Source organism: Oleiphilus sp. HI0132, assembly GCF_001635845.1.
Genome location: NZ_LWGJ01000620.1, coordinates 1 through 5,583 on the forward strand (window position 1 = coordinate 1; position 5,583 = coordinate 5,583).

Consider the following 5,583-nt stretch of genomic DNA (forward strand, 5'->3'; position numbering starts at 1 on the left):
AGAATACAAAGCTCCCCTACGAGAAATTAAGTTCATCATGAACGAAGTTTTGAACAGTGAACAGCACTACGCAACCATAGGAGCAGATGATGCTTCTCCAGACATGGTCGAAGCGATCATCGGCGAAGGTGCAAAGTTTTGTGAAGAAGTACTAGCTCCTCTTAACCAAGTAGGTGACCAGGAAGGTTGTACTTGGAGTGAAGATGGTGTTAAAACGCCAACAGGTTTTAAAGAAGCATATAACCAATTTGTAGAAGGCGGCTGGCCTTCAATGAACGCGCCTGTTGAGCACGGTGGACAAGGTCTACCTGAGTCCATCAACATCGCTTTGAGTGAAATGATTGGTACTGCTAACTGGTCTTGGGGTATGTATCCAGGCCTAAGCCACGGTGCACGTGCGACAATTCAAGAGCATGGTACGCCTGAGCAGCAGGAAACTTATCTAACTAAGCTGATCAGCGGTGAGTGGACGGGTACCATGTGTTTAACAGAGCCTCAGTGTGGTTCTGACCTAGGTATTTTGACTACTAAGGCTGAGCCAAATGCTGATGGTAGCTACAACATCACGGGTACGAAGATCTTCATCTCTGCCGGTGAGCACGATATGGTTGATAACATCGTTCACATTGTTCTAGCACGTCTTCCTGGCGCACCAGAAGGTACTAAGGGTATTTCTCTGTTTATCGTACCTAAGTTGTTGCCAGATGCAGACGGTAATCCAGGCGAGAAAAACAACGTTACCTGTGGTTCTATCGAGCACAAAATGGGTATCCATGGTAACGCAACTTGTGTGATGAACTTTGATGCATCAAAAGGTTGGTTGATTGGCCCAGAAAACAAGGGTCTAAACTGCATGTTCACATTCATGAACGTTGCACGTATCGGTACTTCTATTCAAGGTCTTGCTGCTGCTGAAGGTTCTTTCCAGGGTGCGCTAACTTACGCTAAAGAGCGTCTAGCTATGCGTTCTTTGACTGGTAAGAAGAACCCGGAAGGTAAAGCTGACCCAATCATTGTTCACCCAGACGTTCGCCGTATGCTTCTAACTCAGAAGTCTATCGCTGAAGGTTCTCGTGCAATGATCTACTACGCAGCGCAACAGGCTGATTTGGTAGAGCACGGTAGTGATGAAGAGAAGAAAGCAGCTGACGAGATGTTAGGCTTCTTAACGCCTATTCTTAAAGCTTTCTGTACTGAAGCTGGTTACGAGGCTGCTAACCACGGTGTTCAGGTATTCGGTGGTCACGGTTTCATCGCTGAGTGGGGTATGGAGCAGATCGTTCGTGATACGCGTATCGCACTAATTTATGAAGGTACAACTGGTATCCAGGCACTTGACTTGTTAGGCCGTAAAGTTCTAATGACGCAAGGTGCTGCACTTAAGAACTTCACTAAGTTGGTTCACACTTTCTGTAAAGAAAATGCAGATAACGAAGGTTTGGCGCAGTTCATTGAGCCGCTAACCAAGCTAAACAAAGAGTGGGGCGATATTACGATGAAGATTGGTATGAATGCCATGAAGAATCGTGATGAAGTTGGTGCAGCGTCAGTTGATTACCTAATGTACTCAGGCTATGTATGTTTAGCATACTTCTGGGCGAAGATGGTTGATGTTGCTCAGCAGAAGCTAGCAGAAGGTACAACAGAAGAAGCGTTCTACAAGACTAAGCTGCAAACTGCTCAGTTCTACTTTGATCGTATCTTGCCACGTACTTTAGCTCACGCTCAAATGATTGAAGCGGGTGCCGAGTCTATGATGGCTGTTGAAGAAGATAACTTCGCTTTCTAAGCTTGAGTTAATCTGATTCAAAAAAAAGCCCGCATTCGCGGGCTTTTTACGTTAAAATGCGCCGCATGATTTAAATGTGCGGCGTTAGGTTTTCCCGGACATAAGTAAATCACACCCGAATAGCCACAAGCAGCTCGGGGTTTTTATTGAAAAATACCTTGTAAGACAAGGTTGTTACGTGTTGGATCAACAGAGGATAGAGGGTAGTTACATGGCTGAGTATAAGGCTCCGTTAAAAGATATTCGTTTCGTGATGAATGAAGTGTTTGGTGTAGAGCAGCTTTGGGCTTCGCTTGCGGGCACAAAAGACACCATCGATATTGATACTGCTGACGCAGTATTGGAAGAAGCGGGTAAGATCACTGCATCACTAATTGCACCTTTAAGTCGTAATGGTGATGAAGAAGGTTGTAAGTGGACTGACGGTGTTGTAACGACTCCAGCGGGTTATAAAGAAGCTTATAAGACTTTTGTTGAAGGTGGTTGGTCAGGTCTTACGGGTAACCCTGAATACGAAGGAATGGGTATGCCTAAAATGGTAGGTGCTCAGTATGAAGAGATGCTTTATTCTTCTGATATCTCTTTTGGTTTATATGTATGCCTAACTTCTGGTGCAAGTTTGGCAATTGATGCACACGCCACTGAAGAGCTTAAGCAGAAGTATCTACCTAAGATGTATTCTGGCGAGTGGGCTGGTGCGATGGACTTAACTGAGCCGCATGCAGGCACAGATCTAGGTATGATCCGCACTAAAGCTGAAGACAACGGTGACGGTAGCTACGCGATCACAGGTACTAAGATCTTCATTACAGGTGGTGACCAAGATCTTTCTGAAAACGTTATTCATTTGGTCCTCGCTAAGCTTCCTGATGCGCCTGCCGGCCCTAAAGGTATTTCTCTGTTCTTGGTTCCAAGAAACAAGGTTGATGAGAACAACGTTGTTGGCGAGAACAATAATGTAACGGTTGGCTCTATCGAGCATAAAATGGGTATCAAAGCTTCTGCAACCTGTGTCATGAACTTTGACGGCGCTCAAGGCTGGTTGGTTGGTGAGATTAACCAAGGTCTAAACGCAATGTTCACAATGATGAACTACGAGCGTTTGAGTGTTGGTATTCAGGGCTTAGGTGCTGCTGAGCGTTCATACCAGAATGCTGTTGAGTATGCATTGGATCGAATTCAGGGTAGAGCGGCAACAGGCCCGGCTCAACCTGAAAAGGCTGCTGACCCACTAATCGTGCATCCTGATATTCGCCGTATGTTGATGACTATGCGTGCTTACAATGAGGGTGGTCGTGCCTTCTCTAGCTATGTTGCGACTTTCTTGGATACAGCGAAATACTCAGATGACGCTGATGAGAAGAAGCATGCATCAGCAATGGTTGCATTGATGACGCCTATTGCAAAAGCATATTTGACTGATCGTGCTTTAGATTGTTGTATTGCTGGCCAGCAAGTATTTGGTGGTCACGGTTTCATTCGTGAGTGGGGCCAGGAGCAGTTGGTTCGTGATACGCGTATTACGCAAATCTACGAAGGTACTAATGGTATCCAATCTTTGGATTTGATGGGCCGTAAGATTGTCGCCAATGGCGGTAAGTTCTACGAACTATTTGCTTCAGAAGTCGCTTCGTTTATTCAGGTAGAGGCTGATAATGCTGACTTGGCTGAATTCGTTAAGCCACTGTCTGCAGCGCTTGAGCGTTTAAGTGATGTAACAGAATATGTTATCAATAGCGTTAAGGATGATCCAAACGCAATTGGTGCTGCATCGGTTGAATACCTGGAATTGTTTGGCTTAACTGCTTACGCTTACATGTGGGCGAAGATGGTTAAAGCGGCAGCACCAAAAGTAGGCTCAGATGAATTTTATGCGTCTAAGGTCAAGACAGCTAAATTCTTCTATAGCCGTTTGTTGCCTAAGACTGTTTCTCTAGCCGAGCTTGTACGTTCTGGTAGTGAAGATATGATGGCTTTGGCTGCGGATCAGTTCTAAGACTGATTTACTCCAGGCATAAAAAAACCTGCTTTTTGCAGGTTTTTTTATGCCTGATTTTTATAGTAGCTAAGCTACTTGGAAATTATATTTCTATTTCCATTATTAATATCAACAGCGAAAATCGCTTTTTCTTCAGAATCGGTAACGAGAAGTGAGTTAGAGTCTGGGTTGAAGCTTAGGCCTGTTAGGTTTTTAAATAAAGGGCCAGAGCCGATCGCACGGTTAGATAAAACTTCCCGGTCACCACTGCTTAAATCAACTGATATTATCGCCTTGAGTTTCTGGTCAGCGATGTAGGCGGTATTCTGTGCAAGGTTCAAATCGATTGCTATTGGGTTGAGCAGGTTAAGCCCCGAGCCAACATCGATCGAAGATACGATTTCAGCGTTTTCTGACTCGGCGTTCCAACGGATGACGGCATTTAAGGCGCTATCGACTGCGTAGATTGATGTGTTTTGCTGGTCGTAAGTGATGTCGCTTGGCTTGGATAGTTTTGATGTTGAGTTTCGAGACAAGCGTTTGTTAGCCGCGATATCAGTTTCGTAGCTGTTTAGATTTACTGATTGAATTCTATCCAGGTAAATGTCACTCACAAGTAATTGGTTGCTCTCTGGCTTAAGTGCTAGCCCTGATGGAAGCTTAAGCTCTGTTGCGCCTAGTCTAGGGGAGGGGGTAATTAAGTTTCTGTCGCCACTAGCTAGGTCAATTTCCCAGATATTTTTTTGCTCGCGCATGCTAACCCATACACTTGATTGAGAGGCGTTAATCTCCAGGTCGACTGGGTTCAATATAGCGGGGCCTGAGCCTAGTTCGAGGTTCGAGTTCGACGCAGAGATAACTTTACGGCTACCTGTCTGTAAGTCGACTTCAAATAGCGCATTGTGATGCCCTTCGGTAATCAAAGCCATATTATTGCCAATGTGCTGAATCGATGTAGGTGCTTCAAGGTTTGGGCCACTACCGTAGCGGTTGCTAACAAAAAGTTCGCGCTGACCTGAAGAAAAGGCAACTGAGAATACGACCTTAAGCTCGGTGTCGTTTACAAGTAATCGTTCATTTTGCTGATCGACGACCAGCTGTTTAAACGTTTTGAACTCTTCACCCTTACCATCGTTTGCTTGGCTCAGTATCGTTCGGTCACCAGTCTCGACATCAATCTCGATAATTGATTTTGAGTCTTCATCAATTAGCCATAATTTGGTCTTTGTGGTGAGCTCCTGGTCTATATCAGTGACTTCAACAACCCCTGCAGCAATATCCGATATGTATGAGAAAGAGCCCGAGGCGCTACCTTGCTCACTTGAAGAAATGATTGAGCTTGTACCTGTTTCTATATCAATGGATAGAACCGTATTATTGCCATTGTCAGAACAGTAGAGCACACCATTGTGAAATACGATTGCAGTTGGTTTTAGTAATTCAAGGCCGGGATTAGCATTGTCTGAGAGGATGGGCCAGCGATTAGGACTTAACTGCTCGTCGATATCAAACACTTTAATGATTGCACCACTTTCTGAATTTTCATTCGCCATCAACAGGTAGAGGATGCCGCCGTCGCTATCGATGGATATATCAATAACATTGTTTAGGCCGTTGGCCAGAGTGGTTAAATTACCGCTGGGGTATTGGCGAGCGAGAATAGCTTGTGAAACTGGCTGCGTTTCCCTTACATCAAGAATAAGTTCTCGCTCTTGGTTTGTGTCAAAAACAGTTGTTTGAGGTTTGATTAGGCTTTCGCTGTCATTTGCAGCATACAAGGTTAGTCTTGGTGAGTTTATATCTGTAGCGTAAGTCT

The 5,583-nt window shown here is 44.8% G+C and carries 3 protein-coding genes; 2 read left to right on the plus strand and 1 reads right to left on the minus strand.

Annotated elements, in window-relative coordinates:
- Together A3766_RS07540 and A3766_RS07545 are read left to right on the plus strand one after the other, a co-directional pair.
- Window positions 1-1,789, plus strand: a 1,789-nt coding sequence (locus A3766_RS07540; protein ID WP_068642040.1) for an acyl-CoA dehydrogenase C-terminal domain-containing protein, incomplete at its 5' end; no start/stop codon positions are given.
- Between the two features lie 211 nt (window positions 1,790-2,000).
- Window positions 2,001-3,785: an acyl-CoA dehydrogenase C-terminal domain-containing protein gene (locus A3766_RS07545; protein WP_068509790.1), complete on the plus strand. Its 1,785-nt coding sequence runs from the start codon at window positions 2,001-2,003 to the stop codon at window positions 3,783-3,785.
- Window positions 3,786-3,859: 74 nt separating this feature from the next.
- Here A3766_RS07545 and A3766_RS07550 read toward each other — a convergent pair.
- Window positions 3,860-5,583 (minus strand): hypothetical protein (locus A3766_RS07550; protein WP_231882855.1); only part of this gene is annotated, 1,724 nt, incomplete at its 5' end.